The sequence below is a fragment of the Amycolatopsis sp. VS8301801F10 genome (assembly GCF_046195355.1).
Lineage (GTDB): Bacteria > Actinomycetota > Actinomycetes > Mycobacteriales > Pseudonocardiaceae > Amycolatopsis.
On record NZ_CP176065.1, the window covers coordinates 8,522,621 to 8,543,023 of the forward strand.

At 70.2% G+C, this 20,403-nt stretch carries 19 protein-coding genes; 8 read left to right on the forward strand and 11 right to left on the reverse strand.

The window, feature by feature from the left end; genetic code table 11:
- Nucleotides 1-821 precede the first annotated feature (821 nt).
- Nucleotides 822-1,988, forward strand: a complete 1,167-nt coding sequence (locus F9C11_RS39025; RefSeq protein ID WP_409182348.1) for an 8-amino-7-oxononanoate synthase — start codon at nt 822-824, stop codon at nt 1,986-1,988.
- A 61-nt stretch (nt 1,989-2,049) separates the two neighbouring features.
- On the opposite strand, the gene F9C11_RS39030 is transcribed toward F9C11_RS39025, so the two are convergent.
- Nucleotides 2,050-2,481, reverse strand: a complete 432-nt coding sequence (locus F9C11_RS39030) for a GNAT family N-acetyltransferase (RefSeq protein WP_409182349.1) — start codon at nt 2,479-2,481, stop codon at nt 2,050-2,052.
- A 19-nt stretch (nt 2,482-2,500) separates the two neighbouring features.
- Nucleotides 2,501-3,319 (reverse strand): S1 family peptidase, encoded by an 819-nt coding sequence (locus F9C11_RS39035; protein WP_409182350.1) that lies wholly within the window; start codon nt 3,317-3,319, stop codon nt 2,501-2,503.
- 172 nt (nt 3,320-3,491) lie between these two features.
- On the opposite strand from F9C11_RS39035, the gene F9C11_RS39040 reads away from it, so the two are divergent.
- The 3 genes from F9C11_RS39040 to F9C11_RS39050 all read left to right on the forward strand — a co-directional run bounded on the left by F9C11_RS39040 (nt 3,492) and on the right by F9C11_RS39050 (nt 6,170).
- Nucleotides 3,492-4,352: a M15 family metallopeptidase gene (locus tag F9C11_RS39040; protein WP_409182351.1), complete on the forward strand. Its 861-nt coding sequence runs from the start codon at nt 3,492-3,494 to the stop codon at nt 4,350-4,352.
- A 70-nt stretch (nt 4,353-4,422) separates the two neighbouring features.
- Complete coding sequence (locus F9C11_RS39045) at nt 4,423-5,817, forward strand: mycothione reductase (protein ID WP_409182352.1); 1,395 nt, start codon at nt 4,423-4,425, stop codon at nt 5,815-5,817.
- Nucleotides 5,818-5,906: 89 nt separating this feature from the next.
- Nucleotides 5,907-6,170, forward strand: a complete 264-nt coding sequence (locus F9C11_RS39050; RefSeq protein ID WP_409182353.1) for a hypothetical protein — start codon at nt 5,907-5,909, stop codon at nt 6,168-6,170.
- Between the two features lie 56 nt (nt 6,171-6,226).
- Here F9C11_RS39050 and F9C11_RS39055 read toward each other — a convergent pair whose 3' ends face one another.
- A complete protein-coding gene (locus F9C11_RS39055; protein WP_409182354.1) occupies nt 6,227-7,501 on the reverse strand; it encodes a CynX/NimT family MFS transporter in 1,275 nt (424 codons plus the stop codon).
- A gap of 48 nt (nt 7,502-7,549) precedes the next feature.
- Here F9C11_RS39055 and F9C11_RS39060 point away from each other — a divergent pair, with 48 nt between their 5' ends.
- A complete protein-coding gene (locus F9C11_RS39060) occupies nt 7,550-8,224 on the forward strand; it encodes a FadR/GntR family transcriptional regulator (protein ID WP_409182355.1) in 675 nt (224 codons plus the stop codon).
- Between the two features lie 71 nt (nt 8,225-8,295).
- Here the strand turns inward: F9C11_RS39060 and map are convergent, their stop codons facing one another.
- The 3 genes from map to F9C11_RS39075 all read right to left on the reverse strand — a co-directional run bounded on the left by map (nt 8,296) and on the right by F9C11_RS39075 (nt 11,628).
- Nucleotides 8,296-9,153 (reverse strand): type I methionyl aminopeptidase, encoded by an 858-nt coding sequence (map, locus tag F9C11_RS39065; RefSeq protein WP_409182356.1) that lies wholly within the window; start codon nt 9,151-9,153, stop codon nt 8,296-8,298.
- 41 nt (nt 9,154-9,194) lie between these two features.
- Nucleotides 9,195-10,049 carry a GNAT family N-acetyltransferase gene (locus F9C11_RS39070; protein ID WP_409182357.1) on the reverse strand — a complete coding sequence of 285 codons (855 nt, stop codon included), beginning with the start codon at nt 10,047-10,049 and terminating at the stop codon, nt 9,195-9,197.
- A 253-nt stretch (nt 10,050-10,302) separates the two neighbouring features.
- Entirely contained in the window at nt 10,303-11,628 is a 1,326-nt protein-coding gene (locus F9C11_RS39075; protein ID WP_409182358.1) for a glycoside hydrolase family 27 protein, read from the reverse strand.
- A gap of 235 nt (nt 11,629-11,863) precedes the next feature.
- Between F9C11_RS39075 and F9C11_RS39080 the strand changes: the two genes are divergently transcribed.
- Complete coding sequence (locus F9C11_RS39080; RefSeq protein WP_409182359.1) at nt 11,864-14,473, forward strand: fibronectin type III domain-containing protein; 2,610 nt, start codon at nt 11,864-11,866, stop codon at nt 14,471-14,473.
- Nucleotides 14,474-14,519: 46 nt separating this feature from the next.
- Here F9C11_RS39080 and F9C11_RS39085 read toward each other — a convergent pair whose 3' ends face one another.
- Entirely contained in the window at nt 14,520-15,455 is a 936-nt protein-coding gene (locus F9C11_RS39085) for a GlxA family transcriptional regulator (protein ID WP_409182360.1), read from the reverse strand.
- A gap of 71 nt (nt 15,456-15,526) precedes the next feature.
- Here F9C11_RS39085 and F9C11_RS39090 point away from each other — a divergent pair, with 71 nt between their 5' ends.
- Entirely contained in the window at nt 15,527-15,862 is a 336-nt protein-coding gene (locus tag F9C11_RS39090) for a cupin domain-containing protein (RefSeq protein ID WP_409182361.1), read from the forward strand.
- On the opposite strand, the gene F9C11_RS39095 is transcribed toward F9C11_RS39090, so the two are convergent.
- Nucleotides 15,847-16,251 carry a VOC family protein gene (locus F9C11_RS39095; RefSeq protein WP_409182362.1) on the reverse strand — a complete coding sequence of 135 codons (405 nt, stop codon included), beginning with the start codon at nt 16,249-16,251 and terminating at the stop codon, nt 15,847-15,849. The genes F9C11_RS39090 and F9C11_RS39095 overlap by 16 nt on opposite strands.
- A 192-nt stretch (nt 16,252-16,443) precedes the next feature.
- Complete coding sequence (locus F9C11_RS39100) at nt 16,444-17,259, reverse strand: helix-turn-helix domain-containing protein (RefSeq protein WP_409182363.1); 816 nt, start codon at nt 17,257-17,259, stop codon at nt 16,444-16,446.
- Between the two features lie 75 nt (nt 17,260-17,334).
- On the opposite strand from F9C11_RS39100, the gene F9C11_RS39105 reads away from it, so the two are divergent.
- A complete protein-coding gene (locus F9C11_RS39105) occupies nt 17,335-17,589 on the forward strand; it encodes a hypothetical protein (RefSeq protein WP_009074603.1) in 255 nt (84 codons plus the stop codon).
- A 266-nt stretch (nt 17,590-17,855) separates the two neighbouring features.
- Here the strand turns inward: F9C11_RS39105 and ispG are convergent, their stop codons facing one another.
- Together ispG and F9C11_RS39115 are read right to left on the reverse strand one after the other, a co-directional pair.
- Complete coding sequence (ispG, locus tag F9C11_RS39110) at nt 17,856-19,007, reverse strand: flavodoxin-dependent (E)-4-hydroxy-3-methylbut-2-enyl-diphosphate synthase (RefSeq protein ID WP_409182364.1); 1,152 nt, start codon at nt 19,005-19,007, stop codon at nt 17,856-17,858.
- A 118-nt stretch (nt 19,008-19,125) separates the two neighbouring features.
- Nucleotides 19,126-20,328 (reverse strand): M50 family metallopeptidase, encoded by a 1,203-nt coding sequence (locus tag F9C11_RS39115; RefSeq protein ID WP_409182365.1) that lies wholly within the window; start codon nt 20,326-20,328, stop codon nt 19,126-19,128.
- Between the last annotated feature and the right edge of the window lie 75 nt (nt 20,329-20,403).

Consider the following 20,403-nt stretch of genomic DNA (forward strand, 5'->3'; position numbering starts at 1 on the left):
CCCACGCCCCGGCAGGGCCGTCACCTCGCAGGATCTCGCGCCATCATCAGCCCACACTTCGGCAGAGCCGTCACCGCGCGGGGCCTCGCGCCGCCGTCAGCCCACGCCTCCGGCAGACGAGCCGTCACCAAGCAGCAGTCTCCTCCGCTCGCCAACGCAGCGGCCGTCGATGAGCGGAAGTTTCGCCTACCGCCAGCCCGCGCCTCCGAAAGCCGCGTCCCGACGCAGCAGTCGTCACTGAACAGCAGTCCAGCCCTCGGCCCCCCCGCCCCGAAAGCCGCTCCACCACAGCGACCGCGGACGAACAGGAGGCTCACCCTCCGGCACAACGGCCGCCGCTGGGCAAGCGACTCGCCCGCTCGACCATCCCCGCCAAGCCGACCGCCTGAAAGCCGCACCCCACCACAGCGACCGCCGCCGAACGGGAGGCTCGCCCTCTGGCACAACGGCTGCCGCTGAGCAGGCGAATCGCCCGCTGGACCACCCCCGCCAGACCGCCCGCCCGAAAGCCGCGCCCCGGCACAACGACCGTCGCCGAACACACGGCTCCCCACAACACCCCGCCAGACCGAGCACCCGAAAACCCCGAACCCCGGCACAACGGCCACCGCCGAACACGCGACTCCCCCACCAGACCCCGCCAAACCGACCACCCGAAAACCCCGCACCCCGGCACAACGACCGCCCCCGAACCCGCCACTAACCCCAACCAGGCCCAAAGCCACCACCCCACCCGGGTTTCCGTTGCCCCGCCCCGCTTCCCGCACTTCTCGAGGCGGGGGCCGCAAACACGTCACCCAGCCGGATGCGACACTGCCTTGGTGACTGACACTCCGCCGCTGCTGCCTGAGAACGTCTTCGACTGGCTTGAAACCGAAGGCCAGCGGCGCGCGGAAGCCGGTCTTTCCCGCCGGATGAACCCGCGGCCCGTGCAGCATTCTCTGCTCGACCTCGCGGGCAACGACTACCTCGGCCTCGCCCGCGACAAGCGCGTCGCCGGAGCAGCCGCCGCTGCCGCGTTGCGCTGGGGGGCCGGGGCTACCGGATCGCGGCTGCTCACCGGGTCGACCGAACTCCACGCGGAGCTCGAACACGAGCTTGCCCGGTTCTGCGGAGCCCAGGCGGCGCTCGTGTTCTCCTCCGGATTCACCGCCAACCTCGGCGCGGTAACAGCCCTGTCCGGGTCCGAATCGGCGATCGTCACCGACAAATACGTCCACACTTCGCTCGTCGAGGGCTGCCGCCTGTCCCGCGCGGACATCGCGGCCGTCGATCACGCGTCTCCGTCGGCTATCAAGCACGCGCTTGCCACGCGCCGCAAACCGCGGGCGATCGTTGTCACGGACTCGGTTTTCTCCTCAGACGGCGAACTCGCGCCGCTGGGCGAACTCGCCGAAATCTGCCGTGCGCACAGTGCCGCGCTGGTGGTCAACGACGCGCACGGTTTCGGCGTCCTCGGCGAAGGCGGCCGCGGCGCGGTGCATGCCGCCGGTCTGTCGTCGGCACCGGACGTCGTCACCACGCTGACGCTTTCCAACGCCCTCGGCGCACAAGGCGGTGCCGTCGTGGGCCCGCGCCGCGTGATCCGGCATCTCGTGGACACCGCGCGCAGCTTCATCTTCGACACCGCGCTCGCGCCGGCCAGCGCTGCCGCCGCGTTAACTGCGTTGCAGGTGCTCAAATCCGAACCGGAATTGCCGTCAAAGGTCGTCGAGAACGCCGGAAACCTCGCGATGGGACTGAAGAACGCCGGTCTGCCGGTCGATCTCCCGGAAGCCGCCATCGTCGCCGTGCGGACGCCGTCGCCGCAAGCGGCCGTCGCGTGGGCGGAAGCCTGTGCGGAGCAAGGAATCCAGGTCGGGTGCTTCCGACCGCCCGCCGTGCCGGACGGCGTTTCCCGGCTGCGGCTCACCGCCCGCGCGGACCTCTCCGAGGCGGACGTCGACCGCGCGGTGAAGGTGATCGCGGCGACCGCTCCCCGCAGCTAGCCCGGCGGTGAGCGTTCTCGGGACGTACGCCACCGCGATCACCGCGCCGCCAACCCTGCGATCAGGCCGGGCGGCGCATCGTGACGTGCGGAATCCCGTCCTCGAGAAACTCCTCGCCCTCAGCGACAAACCCGAAGCGCGCGTACAGCTTCTGCGCGTAAGTCTGGGCGTCCAGCACGAACTCCCCCGTCGCACCGTCCAGCGCGGCCTCCATCAGCCGCGCCGCCAGCCCCTGCCCGCGCGCCGATTTCGCGGTCGCCACTCGCCCGATGCGCCGCCCGCCGCCCGGCTCGGCCAGGACGCGCAGGCAGGCCACGACCTCCGGGCCGGAAGTCAGCCACAGATGTTCCGTCTCCGGAAGCAGGTCGAGGCCGTCGATATCCGCGTACACGCAGTCTTGTTCCACCACGAACACGTCCGACCGCAGCCGGAGAATCCCGTAGAGATCGGCAGCGGCGAGGTCCGGCCCGGCGGCGCGGTGCAGAGTCGTCACGCCACCTGCTTAACACAGCTCAGCCGAGCAGCCGCGGCTGGGACTGCGCCGCGATGTCGTCGGAGAACTGCGAAACCCGCGTGTACACGCCGGGCTTGCCCGGTTTTCCGCAGCCGTCGCCGAAGGACACGATGCCGACCAGCGTGTCGCCCTCGACGAGCGGGCCGCCGGAATCTCCCTGGCAGGCGTCCTGTCCGCCTTGCGGGTAGCCGGCGCACACCATGCTCGCCGGGTCGTAGGTGTCATAGGCCGTCTTGCAGGCGGAGTCGCTGACCAGCGGCACTTCGGCGCTGCGCAGCACGTCCGACCGCTGCCCGCCTTCGGAAAGCCGTCCCCAGCCGAGCACGGTCGCCCGCGTGCCTTCCGCGTACCGCGCCTGGTCGTCCTTGCCCGCGACCTTCGCCGCTTGATACGGCAGCCGCCCGCGCACGGTGAGGACCGCGATGTCGTCGCCCTTCGTCGGGTCGCTGAAGTCCGGGTTCACCCAGACCCGCGAGACGCCGAGTTCCACGCCGTCGCTGCTGCGCTTGTCCTGGCGGCCGGCCACCACGCGGACCGACGACTTCGGCACGGCTTTCGCGCAGTGCGCGGCGGTCGCCACCGCGGACGGGCTCACGATCACCGCGCCGCAGAACTGCGAACCGCTCTGGTCGGTGAGGTACACCGCGTACGGGTGGTCGGCCAGCGAAGCCTCGCTGCCGCCGACGATGCGGGGCTGGGCGTGCGAACCGGGATCGGACGACGGCGTCGCCCAGGCCGAACCGACCGGGACCGCGATCGCGGCGGCGAGCAGCGTCCCCGCCGCGAGCAGGACCGGACGACGGAACTTCGCGGGCATGGGTTTTCCCTTCATCGGCACTACGACGGCACGGCCTGGACGCGCTCGGGAATCAACCGACTCCGGCGCGTGCACACACGGCCGCGATTACCCTAATCGGGCCAAGCCCAAAACGGTGTCACTGGAACGGGTGGACTCTTTCTGCCCCGAGCGCATTCGCTTAGCTGGAGTCATGCGACGGAAAACAGCCGCGACGGCCGGCGCGCTGATCGGCTTTCTGCTGGCCGGATGTGCCACTGGCACTCCCGCGGCGCCCCCGCCGAGCCCGTTGACCGCGCCGTCGGCGCCGCCCAGCCCGACACTTCCGGCAACTCGGACAGCGACGAGCGCACCCGTCGTCACCTGGCAGGTGGGTGCTCGTCCGCTGCCGCTGCGCCCGGACGGCTTCGGCCAGATCCAGCCGACTCCACCTGAACTGGTGAACCGTTCGCTGCCGACCCAGGACTTCCTCCCGCCGCCGGCCAGCACGACGTACACCGCGAAGATCGCCGAAGTACCCGACGCCGTGCTCAAGCGCAGCACCTGGCAGGCCGCCTGTCCGGTATCGGCGGCCGACCTCCGGTACGTCACGCTTTCCTTCTGGGGCTTCGATCATCGCGTGCACACCGGCGAGCTGCTGGTCCGCAAGGACGCCGCGGCAGCGGTGGTCAAGGCGTTCAGCGAGCTGTACGCGCAGCAGTTCCCGATCGAGGAAATGCGCATCACCTCCCCCGCCGAACTCGGCGCTCCGCCGACCGGCGACGGCAACGACACCAGCGCGTTCGTCTGCCGTCCGATGCGCGGGCAGAAGAACTGGTCCGCGCACGCGTACGGGCTCGCGGTCGACGTCAATCCGTTCTGCAATCCCTACACCAAGGACGATCTCGTCGTCCCGGAGCTCGCGTCCGCCTACCTCGACCGCGCGAAGGTGCGGCCGGGGATGGTCACCGCCGGCGGCCCGGTCGTGCGCGCGTTCGCCGCGGCGGGCTGGCAGTGGGGCGGGGCGTGGAAGTCGCCGGTCGACCGGATGCACTTCACAGCCAACGGCGAGTGATCCGGGAACACCCGGGCGGGGTACCGGAGTTGACTAGGCTGGCAGCAGACCGCTTTCGGGAAGGACCGCCGTGCCGCACTACGACCTGGTGATCATCGGGACCGGATCGGGCAATTCGATCCTCGGGCCGGAGTTCGCCGACCTCCGGACGGCCATCGTCGAGAAGGGCGTGTTCGGCGGGACCTGCCTGAACGTCGGCTGCATCCCGACGAAGATGTTCGTCTACGCCGCCGACGTCGCCGCGACGCCCGCGGGCAGCTCGCGCCTCGGCGTGGACGAGCAGCTCACCGCGGTGCGCTGGCCGGACATCCGGGACCGGATCTTCGGCCGGATCGACCCGATCGCCGAGGGCGGCGCGGAGTACCGCGAGAACCACGAGGACAACCGCAACGTCGACGTCTACCGCGGCGAAGGCCGGTTCACCGGGATGAGGCAGCTGAACGTCAGCTTCCCCGACGGCCGCCCGGACGAGGTCGTCACCGCCGAGAAATTCGTGCTCGCAGCGGGCGGGCGCCCGGTGATCCCGGACGTGCCGGGACTGGCCGACACCGGCTACTACACCTCCGACACGATCATGCGGCTCGACGACCTGCCGCAGCGGATCGTCGTCCTCGGCGGCGGGTACATCGCGGCGGAGTTCGCGCACGTCTTCGCGTCGTTCGGCGTGGCGGTCACGCTGGTCAACCGTTCCGGCGCGCTGCTGCGCCAAGAGGACGCGGACGTCAGCGCCCGGTTCACCGAACTGGCTTCGCAGCGGTTCGACGTCCGGCTGGACCGCAAGACGGTCCGCGCGCGCCGCACGGACACCGGGGTCGCGCTGGACCTCGAAGGCCCGCAGGGCGCGGAGACGGTCGAGGCCGACCTGATCCTGGTCGCCACCGGCCGCAAGCCGAACTCCGATCTGCTCGACGTGGGCGCGACCGGCGTCGCCACCACCGAACGCGGGCACGTCGTGGTGGACGACTACCAGCAGACGTCCGTCGAAGGCATCTACGCGCTCGGGGACATCTCGTCGCCGCTGGAGCTGAAGCACGTCGCGAACCACGAAGCCCGGGTGGTGCAACACAATCTGCTGCACCCGGACGACCGGATCAAGGCCGACCACCGCTTCGTGCCGCACGCGGTGTTCACCTCGCCGCAGGTGGCGTCGGTCGGGCTGACCGAGGCGCAGGCGACCGAACGCGGACTGTCCTTTGTGGTCTCGAAGCAGGACTACGCGGGCATCGCCTACGGCTGGGCGATGGAGGACACCACCGGTTTCGCGAAGCTGCTGGCCGACCCGGCGACCGGGCAGCTGCTCGGCGCGCACATCATCGGACCGCAGGCGTCGACGGTGATCCAGCCGCTGATCCAGGCGATGAGCTTCGGCCTCGACGCGCGGTCGATGGCTCGCGGACAGTACTGGATCCACCCGGCGATGCCGGAACTGGTGGAGAACGCGCTGCTGAATCTGCCGCTGGACTGACTCCGGGGCTACCCAGAGTGGAGCGATTCCCGAATCGGGTAACAAGGATCTCGCGTTGTTAGGGTTCCCGCGGAGGTGCGGGGACTGACATGACGGACATGATCGCCGGGGAAATCGTGGTGCCGGCGGAGGAATTGGCCGCTCGCTGGAGCGAGGTCACGGATCTCGAGCTGATGTTCGCGGCGCGGCGAGCCGAACTCGGGACTACGGCCGCGACAGCGGCGCTGCTGGAGGAGCTGCGGGCGAAGCCGGCCGAATGGACCGCGGAATGCCTCGCGGTAGCGGTGGCCGCACTGGACGACGTGCGACGCACCGGGCAGTTGCCCGAGCCGTTCCTGGCAGCGCTGAACTGACAGGTGCGTGAGTGTTCAAGCCGGGGCGAATCGGCTTGAACACTCACGAAACCTCGTCAGACGAAGCGCCGCCGCCCGGACAGTGCGCCGAAGACCATCTGCGTCACCATCACCACCAGCAGCACGATCAGCGACACCGTCCAGCTGCCCGTCGCGTCGTGCAGCAGGCCGAAGACGAACGGGCCCACCGCCGCCAGCAGGTAGCCGAAGCCCTGCGCCATTCCCGACAGCCGCGCCGTTTCGGCTCCGGTGCGGGCTCGCAGCGCGATCACCGTCAGGGCCAGCGAGAACACGCTCATCCCGATGCCGAGCAGGAGGCTCCACAGCAGCGGCGAGAACCCGGGCGCGATGACCAAACCAAGCATCCCGGCCGCGCCGAAGACGCCCATTCCGACGATCCACGGGCTCTGGCTCTTCTGCCGCGCCGCGATCGGCGGGATCACCAGGCTGATCGGCACCGCGATCACCGAGATCAGGCCGAGCAGCAGGCCTGCGTCGGCCTTGCTCACGCCCGCGTCGATGAACACCTGCGGCAGCCAGCCCATCACGACGTAGGCGATGAACGACTGCAGGCCGAAGAAGATCGTGACGATCCACGCCAGCGGGCTGCGCATCAGCGACCGGGCGGGAGCCGAACCCGCGGCCGGACGCGGCGGACGGCCGGTCCCGCGCGCCGCGAGCAGCCACGCGACCAGCGCGATCGCCGACAGCACGCCCCAGCTGCCGAGCGCGGCCCGCCAGCCGCCGAGGGCCGATTCCAGCGGCGGGCTCAGCGCGGAACCCGCCGCGCCGCCGCCCTGCAGCGCCGCGGTGTAGACGCCGGTCATGAGCCCGACGCGGGCCGGGAACGAATCCTTGATGACCACCGGGATCAGCACGTTGACCAGCGCGATCCCGGCGGTGGCGACGAGCGTGCCGCCGAGCACTACGTACGGTCCGTCGAGCACCCGCACCACCAGGCCCGCGGTCAGCACGGTCAGCGCCAGGCCGATCGCCGGTCCGATGCCCAGACGGCGCGACAGCACGGGCGCGGCCAGGCCGGCCCCGGCGAAGCACAGGCCGGGCAGGGTCGTGAGGATGCTCGCCCACACCGCGGACGCGCCGAGGGTGCCGCGCATTTCCGCGAGCAGCGGGCCGACGCTCGTGATCGCCGGCCGCAGGTTCATCGCCGTCAGCACCACCGCGATCGCCAGCAGCACGCCGCCTGCCACCACGCCCGGCCGGCGACCGGCGGGCACCTCCTCCTCGAGGCTGCCTTCCAGCTCGAGCTCGAGCCGGTCGGAATAGGTGGCGGTGGACACGGCTGCGGAATCGGGGGAATCGGCGGGCATGTGCGCTACTATTCCATACATAGGATGATTGGATGAAGGGATCAGGCTGTGCCGTTGGCCACCACCCGCCGCGCCGGACTCGTCGACCAAGTCATCGAGCAGCTGCGCGAAGCGGTCACCGCCGGAGAATGGCCGATCGGGCACCGGATCCCGACCGAGCCGGAGCTGTCCGCGCAGCTGGGCGTCGGGCGCAACACGGTCCGCGAGGCCGTGCGCGCGCTGGCGCACACCGGGATCTTGGAAGTCCGCCAGGGCGACGGCACGTACGTGCGCGCGACGAGCGAAGTGTCCGGCGCGATCCGCCGCCTGTGCGGGACGGAACTGCGCGAGGTGCTGCACGTCCGGCGGCTGCTGGAGGTCGAGGGCGCCCGGCTGGCCGCGACCGCGCGCACCGACGAGGACCTGGCCGAGCTGCGGGTCCTGCTCAACCGGCGCGACACCGACTGGGACGAAGGCCGCCTCGACGATTTCGCCCGCAGCGACGCGGAATTCCACCAGGTCGTGGTCCGCTGCGGGCACAACGGGCTGCTGCTGGAGCTGTACCGCGGACTGATGGAAGCCATCACCGCGAGCGTGGCGTCCACTTCGGACAATCCGGAGCACGCGGAGGAGATCCGGCACCGGGAGCTGGTGAACGCGATCGAAGCCCGCGACGCCGACCGGGCGGCCGCCGAGGCGGCCGGGTTCCTGGACGAGCTGATCGCGCGGGCCGAGGAGTTGTGAGCGGCAGAGCCGGTTCGGGCCTCGTGAGTGCTTATCCCGGTTAGAACCGGGATCAACACTCACGACACCCCCTACGGCAGCGTCAGGATCTCCGCGCCGTCAGCCGTCACCACGAGGGTGTGCTCGAACTGGGCGGTCCACTTCTTGTCCTTCGTGGTGACCGTCCAGTCGTCGTCCCACAGGTCGTAGTCGATGGTGCCGAGCGTGATCATCGGCTCGATCGTGAAGGTCATGCCCTCCTCGATCAGCGTCTGCACCGAGGGCTCCTCGTAGTGCAGCACCGTCGGCGCGGTGTGGAAGGCCGGGCCGACGCCGTGGCCGGTGAAGTCGCGGACCACGCCGTAGCCGAAGCGCTTCGCGTACGCCTCGATCACCCGGCCGATCACGTTGAGCTGACGGCCGGGGCGGACCGCCTTGATCGCGCGTGCGGTCGCCTCGCGGGTGCGCTCGACCAGCAGGCGCACCTCCTCGGAGACGTCGCCGGCGAGGAAGGTCGCGTTGGTGTCGCCGTGCACGCCGCCGATGTAGGCGGTCACGTCGATGTTGCAGATGTCGCCGTCCTCGATCACCGTCGAGTCCGGGATGCCGTGGCAGATCACCTCGTTCAGCGAGGTGCAGCACGACTTCGGGTAGCCGCGGTAGCCGAGCGTGGACGGGTACGCGTGGTGGTCGAGCAGGAACTCGTGCACGACCTTGTCGATGTCGTCGGTGGTCGCGCCCGGCTTGACCGCCTTGCCGCCTTCTTCGAGCGCCTGCGCGGCGATCTTCGACGCGACCCGCATCGCCTCGATGACCTCGGGCGTGCGCACTCCGTTGCCGGTGTCCCGTTTCGGCGCCGGCCGGTCCACGTACTCGGGGCGGGCGATTTCGGCGGGGACGGCACGGCGCGGCGTCTGGACACCGGGCTTCAACGGGGCGCGAACGGACATGTCCCCAGCCTACGACCTCGTCCGGCCGCGGCGCAGCCAGCTCAGAACAGCACCGTCGCGTACTGGCCGACCTGCTGGAACCCGATCCGCCGGTACGCCGCGAGCGCGGGCGCGTTGAACCCGTTCACGTACAGGCTCGCGGTCCGGCCGAGGCCGTGGACCAGGCGATTCACCACCGCCGCCGTGCCAGCGGTGCCGAGCCCGCTGCCGCGCCGGTCCGGGTGCACCCACACGCCCTGGATCTGGCCGACCCGCGCGGACATCGAGCCGATCTCGGCCTTGAACACGACCTCGCCGTCCTCGAACCGGGCGAACGCGCGGCCGGTGGAGATCAGCTCGCTGACCCGGGCGCGGTAGCTGGCCCCGCCGTCGCCGGCGCGCGGGTCGACGCCGACCTCCTCGATGAACATCGCCACGGCCGCGGGCAGGTAGCGGTCCAGTTCGTGCGGGCGGACGGTCCGGACCTGCGGATCGGCGGGCACCAGCGGGTCGCCTTCCAGCGCCATCAGCGGCTGGTCGCCGCGCACTTCGCGGGCCGGTCCCCATTCCGCCGACAGCTCGTCCCAGAGCCCGAGCACCTGCGGCGCCGGACCGACGAGCGAGGAGCAGGTGCGCTGGCGGCGCAGAGCCCGGTCGGCGAACGACCGCAGCGCCGAAGCGTTGCCGCGCAACGGGATCAGGTTGGGCCCGGCGAAGCACAGCCCGGTGAGCCGTCCGGCGCGCACCGGACGGGAATCGGCCGCCCACAGCTCGCCACCGAGCCGCCACGGGTCGAGACCGGCCGCCTCGACCCGGGCGCTGACCATGCAGCTGCCCACCGGGTCGGCGGCGAGTGCAGCGCGCACCGCCGGATAGTCCCGATCGTCGAGCAGCCGTGCACCTGCAAGCCGCAACACGGGGTCCAGAGTGCCAGATGAACCGGGTGAACGGAACGCGAGCCGGCCGACACGCTGAGATGAACAGCCCTCGCACCCGAACGGCGGCGCCCCGGCGAGCCTCGCCACCGACCGTGCCCGGACCGGGTGCGCGCACGCCGAAGCGCTCCGGAGGCACCCCGCCCGGGCGCCTCCGGAGCTTCTCCCCAGCGGTCCGTGAAGGGAACCCTGGGGGAATCAGAGTCCGTGAAGGGCTCCCTCACGGACGTTGGGCTCAGTGGTGCCGCGGAACCAAATGCAGCAGCCGCGAAGCGTGCGGCGCCAGCGTCGCGGTGAAGCTGTCCCGGCTCACGCCCAGGTTCCGATGCGTCCACAGGTCCCGCACTGCCGTCGGGCCGTGCAGCCCCAGGTCCGCCCAGGACGCGGTCACCGGGGCTTCCGTCGAACCCAGGTTGAACAGCGCGACCGTCACGCCGCCGTGGCCGTCGGGACTGAACCACACCTGCTGCTGGGTCGCCTGCGAGACCGGACGCGCCGGCCGTCCTGCCTGGTCGACAGCCAGCACCTCGCGGTTGGTGAGCAGTTTCAGGTCGTCCGGGTCGAGTTTGGTCAGGTCGGTGCCGAGCAGCAGCGGCGAGGCTTCGATCGCCCACAGCGTCATGACGCTCTGCCGTTCGTCCGGGGTGATGCCGTTCGCTTCGCCGTTGCCGACCTCGATCGAGTCCAGGTCGTTCCAGTGGCCCGGACCCGCGAATTGCGTCCACTTGGGAGCGTCGGCGAAGCGCAGTTTGACGCGGACATCCCAGTTCGTCAGGCCGACGCAGTGCGAGTAGCACTCGATGTCGCCCTCGATCCGCCAGCCGTTGCTGTAGCGCTGCCAGGTCGCGGCCTCGGCGATGCTGAGCGAATTGGACAGTTCCAAGTGGATCGGGCGGCCGGTGGCCTGGATCGCCGCGTGCCATTGCCGGATGTCCTCGCGGTTGTCCGCGGGGATCTTTCCGCCGCCGGGGCCGACGAAGTCCATTTTGATGTAGTCGACGCCCCACGACGCCAGCTGCCGCGCCTGCGAGCGGACGTACGCGGCCGCGCCGGGCTTGCCGAAGTCGAGTTTCGCGGATTTGTCGTCCGCGGTGTTGCCCGCGCCGGGCATGACGATGTCGTGCACGCGGTACGGCGTGCCCTCGATCGGCGAATCGGCCGCGACCGCTTGCGCCGGAACGCCGGGCACCAGGTAGATGCCGAATTTCAGGCCGCGCTGGTGCAGGTACCTGGCCAGCGAGGCGACGCCGTTCGGGAACTTCTTCGGGTCCGCCGCGACCCGGCCGAACTCGTCGACGTGGTCGTTCCAGCCCGCGTCGATGTTGAGGTACCGGTAGCCGTACTTGGCGAGCTGGTCGTGCATGACGTCGGCCTGCGCCTTGATCGTCTCTTCGGTGAACTTCCGGCGCAGCGCGCTCCAGCTGCTCCAGCCCATCGGCGGCGTTCTCGCCACCGGCGTCCAGGACTCGACCGACTGGCTGTCCGCCGCGGCCGTTCCGGCCAGCGATCCGAAGAGCACCGCTGCCGCCGCGGCCAGCACACCGATCCGACTTCGCTTCATCGCGACCACCTCTCCCGGGGATCGCTTCGTTGTACGCGCGCCGAACCGGGGTCAGCAATGATTCATCGGATCAATGCCCGCTAACCGGGACGGAACCCGCCGACCGGACCACCCCTGTTCACCACCGTGAATGCCGGGAATATTCGCTCGCGACCTCTCGACACGGTCGACAATAGATCCTATCTTTCTTGCGGCGCAGGCTCGCGTCGTTCACTGGCGAACACGGAGGTCCCGGATGAAGCTCAGACCAGCGCGCTCCCTCGGGTTGGCCGCGGCGGTGGTGGCGGCGACCGCGCTGCTGCCCGCCGGCGCGGCCGCGGCGTGGCCGGGCAGCCAGGACGTGTACGTCTCGCCGTGGGGCAACGACTCCGGGTCCGGGGCCGCCTGGTCGCCGGTGCGCACGCTCCCCCGCGCCCAGCAGCTGGTCCGGCAACGCGCCGCGCACCTGAATTCCGACCTGACCGTGCACGTCGCCTCCGGCACCTACCGGCTCGACAAACCGCTGCAACTCGACGCGGCCGATTCCGGCACGAACGGCCACCGGGTCGTCTGGCAGGGCTCGCCGGGCACCGTGGTCAGCGGCGGCAAGCAGGTCACCGGCTGGCGTCCGGTCGCCGGGCGGCCGGGGCTTTACTCCGCGCCCGCGCCCGCCGGGCTGGACAACACCCGCCAGCTGTACGTCGACGGTGTCCGCGCGCAGCGGGCGTCCGGCCGGCTCCCGGTCAGCGTGAAGGCGACCGACACCGGATACACCGCCTCCGCGGACACCATGGCGCACTGGCGGAACCCGAGCGACCTCGAACTGGTGTACACCAGCGGCGAGGAGCTGTGGAACGTCGAGCGCAACGGCCTCGGCCAGTGGACCGAGCCGCGCTGCCCGATCGCCTCGGCGCAGGGCACGACGATCACCATGGCGCAGCCGTGCTGGGACAACTCGACCCGGCGCGTGATGTTCGCCGACATCCCCGGCCGTTCGGTCAACATGGTCGGCCCCGGGGATCTCACCAACGGACGCCAGCCGTCCTATGTGGAGAATGCGTTCGAGCTGCTGGACACCCCTGGCGAGTGGTACCTCGACCGCTCCGCGCGCACCGTGTACTACCTGCCGCGCAAGGGCGAGAACCTGCACTGGGCCGACGTCGAGATGCCCGCGCTGGAGAAGCTGGTGGACGGCCGCGGCACCGCCGAAGCGCCGATCCACGACATCTCGTTCCGCGGCATCCAGTTCTCCTACGCGACCTGGCTGGAACCGTCGTCGCCGGAAGGCTTCTCCGAAATCCAGGCCGGCTACCGGATCACCGGCGAACGCGGCTGGGCCACGCAGGGGCTGTGCCAGTTCACGCCCGGCGGCACCTGCCCGTACGCGGACTGGACGAAGGAACCCGGCAACGTCTCGATGTCGCACGGGCACCGGATCGAGTTCACCGACACCGTCTTCGCACACCTCGGCGCGGCCGGGCTCGACCTCGGCGAAGGCGCGCAGGACAGCACCGTGTCCGACAGCGTGTTCACCGACATCTCCGGCAACGGCGTCGAAATCGGCGGGGTCAGCAAGCCGGACGCGGCGGGCGCGGACCTGACCGCGCGGGTCAAGGTGACCAACAACCATCTGTACGGCATGCCGCGCGAATTCACCGGCGGGGTCCCGATCGTCAACGGGTATTCGCAGGACAATGTCGTGTCGCACAACCAGATCGACCACGTCGCGTACTCCGGCATTTCGATGGGCTGGGGCGGCTGGCCGGACAAGATCAAGCAGCCCGCGACGCCGAACGTTTCGCGCAACAACGTGGTGTCGAACAACCTGATCCACGACTACATGCTTTCGCTGGACGACGGCGGCGGCATCTACACCCAGGGCATCACCGGCCCGTCGCAGGCCGAGGGCGAGAAGGTGACCGGGAACGTCATCTACGACCAGTGGGGACTCGGGAAATCGGTCTACACCGACAACGGATGCACCTACGAAACCGTTTCCGGCAACGTGCTTTACCACGCGGCGTACGCCAACGTCGCCTCCACGCACGTCGACTACCGCGATTCGCTCGGCAACAACGACCCGACCGTCATCTCCGGCAACTACTGGGAACAGGGCGATCCGGACGGCAACAAGAAGGGCGTCATCACGTCCGGCAACCACCTGCTGAACAACCCGGCCGCCGCACCTAAGTCCATTGTGGACAACGCGGGGATCGAACCGGGCCATCGTTCGGTGCTGAACCGCCGGATCGACGGCGCGTCCGCTCCGCAGGCCCCGACGCGGATCGGCACCTTCTCGGTGTCCGGGCAGCTGTACGCGACCTGGAACCCGACGGTCGCGGAAAACGGCGCACCGGTGCAGGACTACGTGCTGACCGCTTCGGACGGCAAGCACAGCGTGACGACTTCGGTGTCTGCCAAGGACTTCGCGCGCACCGGGTACACGGTGATCCCGAAGCTGACCGATGGCCAGACGTACACGGTCACGGTCGCCGCACGGAACCGGTACGGGATCGGCCTGCCGTCGCTGCCGTCGGCACCGGTCACCGTCGCGCAGCCGGGCACCCAGCTCGCGGCCGTCCCGACCGGGGCGAAGGCGCTGCCGAGCACCGACGCGGCGAGCATCCGCTGGACGCCGCCGAAGGAAACCGGGTCCACCCCGGTGATCGGCTACCGGATCACCGTGTCCGACGGCCGCACCATCGAGGTCACCGGACGCGACACGATCGTCAGCCAGCCCACGCAGAAGGGCCTGACCCGCGTGGTGGACGGGTTGAAGCCCGGCACCGCGTACACGTTCACCATCGCCGCCGTCACCGGAACCGGCGTCGGCCCCGCGGTGGCGGTGCAAACCACCACCGCGTAACCCGGTCGATCGGCGCGTACCGGACCTCCCTGCCGGTGCGCGCCGATCACCGCAAGCGGAAGGCCCGCCGATACGCCCCCGGAGTCGTCCCCACCCGCGCGCGGAACCGGCGGCGCAAATTCACCGCCGACACCAGGCCGACCCGCGTCGCGATCGCGTCCACCGGCAGATCGGTCTCCTCCAGCAACCGCCGCGCCTCGGCCACCCTCCTCGACAGCAGCCACGCGCCCGGACTCGTCCCCAGCTGATCCGCGAACCGGCGGGCCAACGTCCGCGGGGAGACCCGCAGGTAGGCAGCCAAATCCTCGACCGACAACGGCGTGTCCAGCCGCTCCCCCGCCCAATCGAGCAGGCCGTCCAGCGCGTCCGCGGACGCTTGCGGCGGCGCGTACTGCACCTGCCCGCCCTCGCGGTGCGTCGGCATCACCATGTGCCGCGAGACGAGGGCCGCGTGCGCCGCTCCGTGATCCTGGCGGACCAGGTGCAGGCACAGGTCGATGCCCGCACCCGCGCCCGCGCTCGTGGCGACGTCGCCGTGGTCCACGTAGAGCACGTCCGGTTCCACGCGCACTGCCGGGAAATCGCGTCGCAGCTGCTCGGCTCGCGCCCAGTGCGTGGTCGCCGATCTTCCGTCCAGCAGCCCGGTCTGAGCGAGCGCGAAAACGCCCGAGCAGATCGTGACCAGCCGGGCGCCGCGTTTGTGCGCGTTCAGCAAAGCCCGGCGCACCTTCGGAGACAGCGGCGTCTCGACCGGCAGCCAGCCGGGGATCAGCACGGTGTCGGCCGTGGCGAGCCTGGATAGCCCGTGGGAGACGTGCATCGAATACCCGGCCGAGGTCGGCACCGGGCCGGGATTCTCGGTGCACACGTCGAATTCGTAGTACTGGGGCACGCCGTCCCGCGGTGTGCCGAACACTTCGGCGCCGCAGCCGAGTTCGAACGTCGACTGCACCGGCCGGACCAGAGCGACCACGCGATGCATGGCAAGAAAGTACCCTATGACGTCTTTCCTGACACTGTCCCGCGCGCGCACGGGGAGCCAAGCTGGGACCCATGCATTCCGAAATCCTTGCTCAGCCGGGCTACACGTCGGTCCCGGTCGACGAAGCCCCGGTGAAGGCCCTGTTCCCCGGCATCCGCCTCCGCCCGCTGTGGAAAGGCGAAAACGGCGCGCACGCCAACGTGGTCGAGTTCGATCCCGGCAGCACGTGGCCGGAGCGCGACGTGCACGAACCGGGTCCCGAAGAAGTTTTCGTCGTGTCCGGCACCTTCAACGACGGCGCCCGCGACTACCCGGCGGGCACGTTCATCCACGCCCCGGCCGGGTCGTGGCATGTCCCCGCGACGGAGACCGGCTGCACGCTGTTCGTCTTCTACCCCGAAGGCTGAGCGCCCCGGTAAGTCCCGATCGTCCAAGCATTCCCTTCGGGATCGCGGACGGTGAACGTGTGCGAGCCGTAGCCGGTGTCGTGCAGCTCCAGGCTGATCTCGGCACCGGCTTCGCGCACGCGCGCGTAAATCTCGTCGACCCGGTCCGAGACCACGTACACCGCGCTGGCACCGGGTTTCATGTCGTCGTGCACGCCGTCGGCGGGGCCGCCGCAGCTGCCCAGCATCACGGCACCTCCTTCCGGCCAACGGAGTTCGGCGTGCGCGACGCCGTTTTCTCCCGGGACCACGAGGGTTTCTTCGAAGCCGAGAACGTCGGTGAGGAAACGGATCGCGCCGCGGGCGTCGTCGTAGCGGAAGGCTGGCCAGACTGTCGGTGGTGGAGTCATGCCACTGATTCTGTGGTGGCGAGCTTCGTCTCGTCTTGGAGAAACGGGAGCTCTGCGGGGAGAACGCCAGACGCTGCGCAGATCGGCGATGCCTGAGGATTGCTGGCCCGGCTCGTCCAGCACCTCGTTCTCGCCGGAGGCACTCCTGCCCTGAGCTGCGGCGTCCCTTCGGCGTTCGCTCAGCAGCGGCGGTCAAGCGGGATCGTCATCGTCGGCTTGATATCCCAATGCTGGGAGTTCCTCGGCCATCCACGTCCGCGGCGAGCACCCGGCCAGCGCGCGCCACTCGTTCGAGAAGTGCGCCTGGTCGTAATACCCGGCGGCGTAAGCGATCCCAGCCAGATCGCGGTGCCCGGTCCGCAGCAGCCGGACCGCGCGTTCGAAGCGCAGCACGCGCGCCGCCTGTTTCGGGGGCAGGCCCAGTTCGGCGCGGAACCGCTCTCCCAGGTGCCGTCGGCTCCAGCCGACCTCGCGCGCCAGTTCGCTAACCCGCACCTGTCCGCCGCTGCGGCGCAGTTCGTGCCACGCCCGGTCCAGTTCCGGCGGCTGCTCGGCGGGCTCGACCGCCCGCGCGGCCAGTACCTCGTCGAGAATCGCGAACCGGGTGCGCCAATCGCCTGCCTCGGCGAGCCGGTCCGGAAGCCGGGCGAGGTCGCCGCCGAAGTCGGCGAGGTCGGTCACCCGGCCGGTCAGCTCGGCGGCCGTGACACCCAGCAGCGTCCGCGCGCCGAGCGGATCCAGCTCCAGCTGCACCCCGCGCTGCACGCGATCCTGCGTGATCAGCGCGGGTTCGGTGTGCAGGCCGCCGACCACGCTCCGCAGCGCTCCGGCCCCGGCCAGCCCGGCGTACCGGATCGGCTCCTCGAGGCTGATCACGAGCGTGAGATGCCGCGACGGCAACCCGCGGTGCACCTCGAGGGTGACGTTCTCCTGCGCGTAGCCGACGTACCGCGTGACCAGGCCCCGCAGCACCGGATGCGGCGGACGGACGGCCCAGCTGTGACTCACGCGACCAGGCTAGCCCGGAAGCGGGCGGATTCTGCTACCACGGGAGAGCGGTCCCCACGACGAGGAGAAGCCCCGATGACGATCCAGGAACAGGCGCAGCAGCTCGAACTGCTGGCCGACCAGGTGCCGACCGGAATCGCGCTCGCCACCAAGGGCGAGCTGGAAGACCTGCAGGCCCAGGTCCTCGGCCTGCTCGGCGAAACCGGCACCGCGACCGCGATCCAGGGTTCGGTGCAGATCGCGATCCGGCAGATCGACGAGGTCGCGGCTTCGCTGGAGAACGTCCGGATCCAGATCCGCGAGGCGGCGCAACACCACCTGCGCGGCTGAGGTGGCCGGGTGAAGAGCCCCGGCCCCCGCGTCCGTGGAGTTGGGCACGCGGCTCTTCCTAAGCGGTACGAAAGCGAGGAGCCTGCACTGGTCCTGGCGGACACACGAACGCGGCGTCGTCTTCGAGATCGCTTTCAGAACCGAGGCGGCCGACTAGCGTCCGTGAACGGGTCCTCCGCTTCGATCGCCGCCTGGCACACGGCTTCGGCCCAAAAGAAAAGGGCTACTCGACCGCAAGCCGAGAAGCCCTTTCCGCGAAGAAAAACTCAGCCGACGGTGACGCTCGGCGTGCCCTCGCCGATCGATTCGCCGGATTCCTCGGCGATGCGCATGGCCTCTTCGATCAGGGTCTCCACGATCGCGTGCTCCGGCACGGTCTTGATGACCTCGCCCTTCACGAAGATCTGGCCCTTGCCGTTGCCGGACGCGACGCCGAGGTCGGCCTCGCGCGCCTCGCCGGGGCCGTTCACCACGCAGCCCATCACCGCGACGCGCAGCGGGATTTCCATCCCCTCCAGCCCGGCGGTGACCTGGTCGGCGAGCGTGTAGACGTCCACCTGCGCGCGTCCGCACGACGGGCACGACACGATCTCCAGCTTCCGCGGCCGCAGGTTCAGCGACTGCAGGATCTGCGTGCCGACCTTGACCTCCTCCACCGGCGGCGCGGACAGCGACACCCGGATGGTGTCGCCGATGCCCTGGCGCAGCAGCGCGCCGAACGCGACGGCGGACTTGATCGTGCCCTGGAACGCGGGCCCGGCCTCGGTGACGCCGAGGTGCAGCGGGTAGTCGCACTGTTCGGCGAGGATCTCGTAGGCGCGCACCATCACGACCGGGTCGTTGTGCTTGACCGAGATCTTGATGTCGTGGAAATCGTGCTCGGCGAACAGCGAGGCCTCCCACATCGCCGATTCGGCGAGCGCTTCCGGGGTGGCCTTGCCGTACTTCTCCAGCAGCCGCTTGTCGAGCGACCCGGCGTTGACGCCGATCCGGATCGGCGTGCCGTGGTCCTTCGCGGCCTGCGCGATCTCCTTGACCTGGTCGTCGAACTTGCGGATGTTGCCCGGGTTCACCCGCACCGCGGCACAGCCTGCCTCGATCGCGGCGAACACGTACTTGGGCTGGAAGTGGATGTCGGCGATCACCGGGATCTGCGACTTCTTCGCGATCGCGGGCAGCGCCTCGGCGTCGTCGGCCGACGGGCACGCGACGCGCACGATGTCGCAGCCGGCCGCGGTCAGCTCGGCGATCTGCTGCAGGGTGGCGTTGACGTCGGAGGTCAGCGTCGTGGTCATCGACTGCACCGAGATCGGGTGGTCGCTGCCGACTCCCACCGACCCCACCATCAGCTGGCGGGTCTTGCGACGCTCGGCGAGAACGGGCGGGGGCAGAGCGGGCATACCTAACGCGACGGTCACGCTTCCAGCGTACCCACCCCACCCGGGCGCGGTTCAACGAAGTCAGCCGACGCGGTGAGCAGCGTTACCCCCGGTCGGGCGGCCGGGGACGCGTGCGTGACCCGGCCGGTGCGCGCGGTTACTGCAGGCGGATCGGGTTGACGATGTCCGCCGTGACGGTGAGCAGCGTGACGCCGCCGCCGATCACCACCAGCACCATCGTGATCGCGGACAGCTTGGTGTAGTCGACCGGGCCGCCCGCGGGCTTGCCGCGCAGGCCGCGCAGCCAGTCGCGCACCCGCTCGTACCAGACGATCGCGATGTGCCCGCCGTCCATCGGCAGCAGCGGCAGCAGGTTGAACACGCCGATGAAGAAGTTCAGGCTGGCCAGCAGCAGCAGGAAGACCTGCCAGAGCCCGGCCTCGACCGCCTCGCCGCCGAGCCGGCTCGCGCCGACGACGCTGACCGGGGTGTCCGGGTCGCGTTCGCCGCCGAAGATCGAGTTGAAGACCGCCGGGATGCGCTTCGGGAAGGCCATCAGCCCGTCCCACGTGCGGGCGAACATGTCGCCGGTGAACGCCGCCGCGCCGCCGAACGCGCCGACCGCGCTGTACTGGATGCTCCGCGCGACCCCGACGCCGACCGCGCCCACCGATTCGGTGCCGCCGTTCGCGGCCGGACGGGTCACCTTCGGCACGTCCACGACGAACGTCTGCTGCGCCCCGCCGCGCTCGACGACCACCGGGACCGGCCCGGAGACCGCCTTGACCTGGGCCACCATCGCGTCCCAGGTCGGCGTCGGCTTGCCGGCCACCGAGACCACGACGTCGCCGGGCAGCAGGCCCGCCTTCTTCGCCGGGGCCGGGTCGCCGGGCTGGCAGACCGGGTTGTTGACCTGCGCGACCGTGGTGCCGCCGCGCACGCAGTCGGAGATGGTGGAGACGATCGGCTTCTGGTCGACGTTCGGCAGGCCCATCGTGGCCGCCATCGCATACAGCACGACGAAGCCGAGCAGGAAGTGCGTAATGGAACCGGCCGACATCACGACGGTCCGCTTCCAGGCCTTGAACCGCCACATCGCGCGCGGCGCCTCTTCGGGCGTGACCTCGTCGAGCGCGGTCATGCCCGCGATGTCGCAGAAGCCGCCGAGCGGGATCGCCTTGAGGCCGTACTCGGTCTCGCCGCGCCGGAAGGAGAACACCGTCGGGCCGAAGCCGACGAAGTACCGGCGGACCCGCATCCCGAACATCCGGGCGGTGACCATGTGGCCCGCTTCGTGCAACGCGACCGAAACACAGATCGCGAGCGCGAAAAGCACCACGCCGATCACATAGGCAAGCACGGGCCCAGCACCTCACCCCTCAGCCGCGACCCGCGAGGCGGTGGCGGCAGGTTTCGTCGTCTTCCACGGCTTCCG

What these genes read in the sequence shown, in the direction of transcription:
- F9C11_RS39035 (WP_409182350.1), bottom strand. Translation starts at nt 3,319, where the DNA reads ATGCCCGCGAAGTTCCGTCGTCCGGTCCTGCTCGCGGCGGGGACGCTG.
- F9C11_RS39040 (WP_409182351.1), top strand. Translation starts at nt 3,492, where the DNA reads ATGCGACGGAAAACAGCCGCGACGGCCGGCGCGCTGATCGGCTTTCTG.
- F9C11_RS39050 (WP_409182353.1), top strand. Translation starts at nt 5,907, where the DNA reads ATGACGGACATGATCGCCGGGGAAATCGTGGTGCCGGCGGAGGAATTG.
- F9C11_RS39055 (WP_409182354.1), bottom strand. Translation starts at nt 7,501, where the DNA reads ATGCCCGCCGATTCCCCCGATTCCGCAGCCGTGTCCACCGCCACCTAT.
- map (WP_409182356.1), bottom strand. Translation starts at nt 9,153, where the DNA reads ATGTCCGTTCGCGCCCCGTTGAAGCCCGGTGTCCAGACGCCGCGCCGT.
- F9C11_RS39075 (WP_409182358.1), bottom strand. Translation starts at nt 11,628, where the DNA reads ATGAAGCGAAGTCGGATCGGTGTGCTGGCCGCGGCGGCAGCGGTGCTC.
- F9C11_RS39080 (WP_409182359.1), top strand. Translation starts at nt 11,864, where the DNA reads ATGAAGCTCAGACCAGCGCGCTCCCTCGGGTTGGCCGCGGCGGTGGTG.
- F9C11_RS39085 (WP_409182360.1), bottom strand. Translation starts at nt 15,455, where the DNA reads ATGCATCGCGTGGTCGCTCTGGTCCGGCCGGTGCAGTCGACGTTCGAA.
- F9C11_RS39090 (WP_409182361.1), top strand. Translation starts at nt 15,527, where the DNA reads ATGCATTCCGAAATCCTTGCTCAGCCGGGCTACACGTCGGTCCCGGTC.
- F9C11_RS39095 (WP_409182362.1), bottom strand. Translation starts at nt 16,251, where the DNA reads ATGACTCCACCACCGACAGTCTGGCCAGCCTTCCGCTACGACGACGCC.
- F9C11_RS39105 (WP_009074603.1), top strand. Translation starts at nt 17,335, where the DNA reads ATGACGATCCAGGAACAGGCGCAGCAGCTCGAACTGCTGGCCGACCAG.